This window comes from Rhodococcus sp. F64268 (genome assembly GCF_023015605.1).
Classification (GTDB): domain Bacteria; phylum Actinomycetota; class Actinomycetes; order Mycobacteriales; family Mycobacteriaceae; genus Rhodococcus.
In genome coordinates, this window is record NZ_JALKAI010000024.1 from 1 (window position 1) to 5,356 (window position 5,356).

Annotated in this window: 2 protein-coding genes; both read left to right on the forward strand. The window is 65.4% G+C overall.

Translation table 11 applies throughout. The features are described from left to right. Positions 1 to 4,524: non-ribosomal peptide synthetase (locus tag MWU77_RS24285; protein WP_247275011.1), on the forward strand; the 4,524-nt coding region annotated here is incomplete at its 5' end. 225 nt (positions 4,525 to 4,749) lie between these two features. Next, on the forward strand, positions 4,750 to 5,356 hold a 607-nt coding region (locus MWU77_RS24290; protein ID WP_247275012.1), incomplete at its 3' end, for an AMP-binding protein.

Genomic DNA, 5,356 nt, shown 5'->3' on the forward strand with positions numbered 1-5,356 from the left:
ATCGATGCGGTGTTGTCGTCGTGTGCCGGTGTGGATTTCGCGGTGACGGTGGGTCGTACGACACCTGCGGGTGAGACGCAGTTGGTGTCGTACGTGCATGGTGCCGCGGGCGTGGGCCTGGATGTCGGGGTGATCTCCCGTGAGGTATCGGAACGTCTTCCTTCGCATATGGTTCCGTCCGTCGTTCTCGAACTCGACACCATTCCGCTGTCGCCCACTGGGAAACTCGACCGCGATGCGCTTCCCGATCCCGGTGTGTTGGTCACGGAGTTCCGGGCGCCGGAGTCCGCGACGGAGATCGCGGTGGCGGCGGTGTTCGCGGATGTGCTCGGTGTCGAGCGGGTGGGTCTGGATGATGACTTCTTCGATCTCGGCGGAAACTCCTTGCTCGCGACGCGTGTGGTGGGCCACCTCCGATCCGCGCTGAGTGTCACCGTCTCGGCTGCCGCATTGTTCGACGAGCCGACGGTGGCGTCCCTGGCCGCGCGGGTGGATTCCTCGTCGTCCTCCGGACCGTCGCTCCTCGCGCCGCGGGGCCGGCCCGACCATCTGCCGCTGTCCTATGCTCAGCAGCGCATGTGGTTCCTCAACCGACTCGAGCCACAGTCGCCGCTCTACAACATTCCCCTCGCGGTAAGGCTCTCCGGTCAACTCGACGTAGCTGCGATGCAGGCCGCATTCGGGGACATCGTCGCGAGGCACGAGACGCTGCGGACGCTCTACCCGGAGATCGACGGTGTCGGCGAGCAGCGGATCCTCGAGCCTTCGGATGTCGAGTTCGAGGTGGCCGTCGAAACCGTGGATGTGGAACGCCTTCCGCAGCGACTCGGCGAACTCGCCGGCGAGGCGTTCGATGTCACGACCCAGGTCCCCGTGCGCGCACACATTCTCGCGACCGGCCCCGATGAGCATGTCCTCGGACTCGTGCTGCATCACATCGCCGGCGACGGTTCGTCGCTTGCGCCGCTCGTGCGCGACCTCGTGTTCGCGTACACCGCGCGCAGCGGGGGTGCTCGCCCGGACTGGAATCCCTTGACCATCCAATACGCCGACTACACACTGTGGCAGCGCGAGTTCCTCGGATCCGACGAGGATCCGCGGTCTGTCGCGGGAAGGCAGCTCGCGTTCTGGGTCGAGACCTTGGAGGGGATCCCCGGGGCCCTCGAGCTGTGCACCGATCGTCCGCGCCCGATCGTGCTCGGGTCGTCGGGAGACCGAATTCGTGCTGCACTCGACTCCGAGATGTACCGAGAGATCTCGGAACTCGCACGTCGAGTCGGTGCGACACCGTTCATGGTCATGCATGCCGCTCTCGCAGTTCTCCTCGCTCGGCTGTCGGACACCGCCGATGTGGTGGTCGGCACTCCGGTCGCGGGACGATCCGCACCCGAACTCGACGACGTCGTCGGGATGTTCGTAAACATGCTCGCCCTCCGTACACCGGTGGAACTCGGGGACACGTTCGTCGAACTGCTCGAACAGGTGCGGACGGTGGATCTCGCCGCGTTCGACAACGCTGAAATTCCGTTCGAGCGACTTGTCGAGGTGCTCGATCCCGTTCGGTCGCCCGCGCAGCATCCTGTGTTCCAGGTCGGATTCTCGTACCAGAATTTCACGGTGGATTCCCTCGAACTGCCCGGGCTGAAGGTCGAACCGTTGGAGGCCGCATCCACATCTGTCCGGTTCGATCTGCACGTGACCGTCGTCGACCACGGCGCAGGTAGTGGACGAGGCGGCTTCGATATCGAGTTCGGCTTCGCGACAGAACTTTTCGACCGTCCGACGGTGCAGCGGATGCTCGATCGGTACGTGCGGATACTCGCCTCGGTGATCGGCGACGCATCGGTTCCCGTCGGCGATGTCGACCTGCACGACCCCCAGGAACTCGAAGCCATGCTGCGGGCATGGGAAGCGGAGCAGTATGCGGTGGGGCATGGCCGGACGCTGCCCGACCTGTTCGACGACCAGGCACGCGCGACACCGGACGCGGTGGCCCTTGTCGAAGGAGCCGACACGATCACCTACCGAGACTTCTCGGCACGTGTGAACCGTTTGGCGCGACTTCTCATCGATCGCGGAGTCGGACCGGAGACGGTGGTTGCGCTCGCCATACGACGTTCGGCCGACCTGGTGGTCGCGATGTACGCGGTGTCCGCGGCGGGCGGAGCGTATCTGCCACTGGACCCCGACCATCCGGCCGAACGTATCGAGTACATCCTCAACACGGCATCCCCGGTGGGTGTTCTCACGACCTCTCGGGACCGGATCGCGCTACCGGGCGATGCTTTCGTTCTCGAGGTGGACTCTCTCGATCTCGCCCCCTACGACAGCCGGCCGATCCGAAACTCCGACCGGCTCGCAGCCCTGCGCTCCGACAACGCTGCCTACGTCATCTTCACCTCCGGCTCCACCGGCCGCCCCAAGGGCGTTGTCGTGTCGCACGGTGCGATCGTCAATCAGCTCGTCTGGAAACGTGAACACTTCTCGCTCACACCGTCCGACGCGGTGCTCCTCAAGACCGCGGCGACGTTCGATCTTTCGGTGTGGGAATTCTGGTCTGCGCTCACCGCAGGTGCAAGGCTCGTGATCGCGGCACCGGACGGACACCGCGACCCCGCCTACCTCAATGGCCTGATCCGTCGCGAGAACGTCACGACCCTGCATGTCGTTCCGTCGATGCTCGACGCGCTGCTCGATGACGCCCGCGGTGAATTGCCGGACACGCTTCGCCAGGTCCTGGCGATCGGCGAAACACTGCCGATCGATACTGCTGAACGGGCCCTTGCACATCCCGCACCCGGATTGGTGAATCTCTACGGTCCGACCGAAGCCGCGGTGTCGGTGACCGCCCACGAGGTTCGAGAATCACCTTCGAGTTCGGTACCGATCGGCGAACCCGTGTCGAACACGCAGGTGTTCGTCCTCGACGAGCGACTGCATCCCGTGCCACCGGGGGTGCCGGGCGAGCTATACCTCGCGGGCGTGCAACTTGCCCGCGGCTACCTCGGACGGTCCGGCCTCACTACCGAGCGTTTCGTCGCGAACCCGTTCGGCGACCCCGGAACCAGGCTGTACAGGACAGGTGACATCGTTCGGTGGCGACCGTTCCGCGAGAGCGGCTCGGGCACGCTCGAATACCTCGATCGCGCTGATTCTCAGGTCAAGGTTCGAGGATTCCGCATCGAACTCGGTGAGATCGAGGTTGCGTTGCGTTCGCTTCCGCAGATACGTGAGGCCGTCGCGTCGGTGCAGCGGGGGGCCTCTGTGCAGTCGGACGACCGTATCGTCGCGTTCGTCGCACCCGCCGAGGGGCGATTGGACGTTCCTGCGATGCGTGCGGAACTGGCCCGTGTACTGCCGTCCTACATGATTCCGCAGGGTTTCGTGACGCTCGACTCGGTGCCTTTGAACATCAACGGCAAGGTCGACAGGAAGGCGCTCCCGGAACCCGAGGCGCCCGCACGACCGTACCGGGCACCGCGGACCTCGACCGAGAACGCTGTCGCGACGGCCTTCGTGGACGTACTCGACATCCACGGAAAGGTGGGTCTCGATGACGACTTCTTCGAGATCGGAGGCACATCGCTCAGCGCGGTGAAGGTCGTCGCCCGCCTTCGCGAGTACTTGTTCACCGAGGTGCCGTTGCCGTGGTTGTTCCTGCATCCCGAAGTCGAGGAACTGTCGAGGCGGATCGACGCCGAAGTGCTGGCTCCGCGCTCCGATGCAGTCGGTGCCTTCGATGCGGTACTCCCGATTCGCACCGGAGGGTCGGGAGCGCCGGTGTTCTGCTTCCATCCCGTCACGGGGTTGTCCTGGGGCTTTGCGGGCCTGGCGCGGTACTTCGGTGAGGATCGCCCTGTCTACGGTCTGCAGTCGCCCGCACTTCAGGACGGCGCTGACCTGCCCGTTGACATCGAGGCCTGGGCAGACGAGTACGTGCGGATCATCCGCGAGATCGCACCGCACGGCCCTTACCACCTGGTGGGCTGGTCGATGGGCGGCGTGCTCGCGCACGCTGTCGCGGTAGCGCTGCAACATCAAGGGGAGTCTGTCCCGACGCTTGCGGTGCTCGATACCTATCCGGTCGGTTCCGAACTCGATGCGGATACGAGTTCGCAGCAGGCGCCGCCGACGGTCGCCGACATGCTCGGAATCGATGTCGGTGCTTCGGCTGCAAGTATGCCGATCACAGATCTCACCTCGGATGCTCTTGTCGAGTTGGCCGAAGCTCTGCCGCCGCCTTTCGACGGCATGACCCCCACCCGAATCGAACGAATATTCGATGGGGCGCGTCACTCGTACCGTGTGCTGGCGGCGCATCAGCCCCGGCTCTTCGACGGGGATCTACTGGTCTTCGTCGCAGGAAACGACCGCAACACCTCGGCAGCGGAGAGCTGGCACCGCTATATCGGCGGCGCCGTCAGTGCCGAGCTCGTTCCGGAGACGCACTGGCAGATGCTTTCGCGAGATGCGGTTGCTCACATCGGGCCGGTTCTCGACCGATGGCTCGCGGGAGCTCGCTGACCTGTACTGACCGACATTCCTCGACGTGGGGCGCTCCGGAGGCCGGAGCGTCCCACTCCTGCATGTCCTTCTCGCCCGTAACGTGAGCATTTGCGGCCCGATGGTCTAATGGGGCGCGATACCGCGCGGTAACCCGCCGGACGGAGTCGGACGTAGGTGCGAGGGAAATCAGTGGTGAATGACGCCTGGCGTGAGCCCGCGACGGGGCAAGAGGACAATGCACGGATGAATCTCGATGATCCCAGCGCGGAGCGTCCGTCGTCCTCCGGTCGCGCGCGCAGCAAGCAGCGCCCCGCACGCCGCCGTGAACCTCGGGCGTTGTTGCTGCCGCAGTTGCTGGCCGCAGCGGTGGAACGAGATCCGTCTGCCATCGCGGTCGTGCACGAGTCTCGCTCGCTGACCTACGCGGAGATCGACGAAGCATCCTCGAAGCTCGCCCGGTTGCTGATCGGCCGGGGCCTCGGGCCCGAGGACGTGGTCGCGCTCGCCTTCGTTCGCTCCCCGGAGTCGGTCATCGCGACCTGGGCCGTAGCCAAGACCGGTGCCGCGTTCGTCCCGGTTGACCCGAACTACCCTGCCGACCGCGTCGAGCACATGACCGTGGATTCCGGCGCGGTCCTCGGGCTCACCCTCGGAGAGACGAAACCGACATTGCCGGCGACGGCGCGTTGGATTGCACTCGACGATCCCGAGACCGAGTCCGAGCTTGCGGTGTTGCCGTCGGGTCCGGTGACGTTCGACGAGCGGGTTCGGACGTTGCGGCTCGGGCATGCGGCGTATGTGATCTACACGTCGGGGTCGACGGGGCGCCCGAAGGGTGTGGTGGTCACGC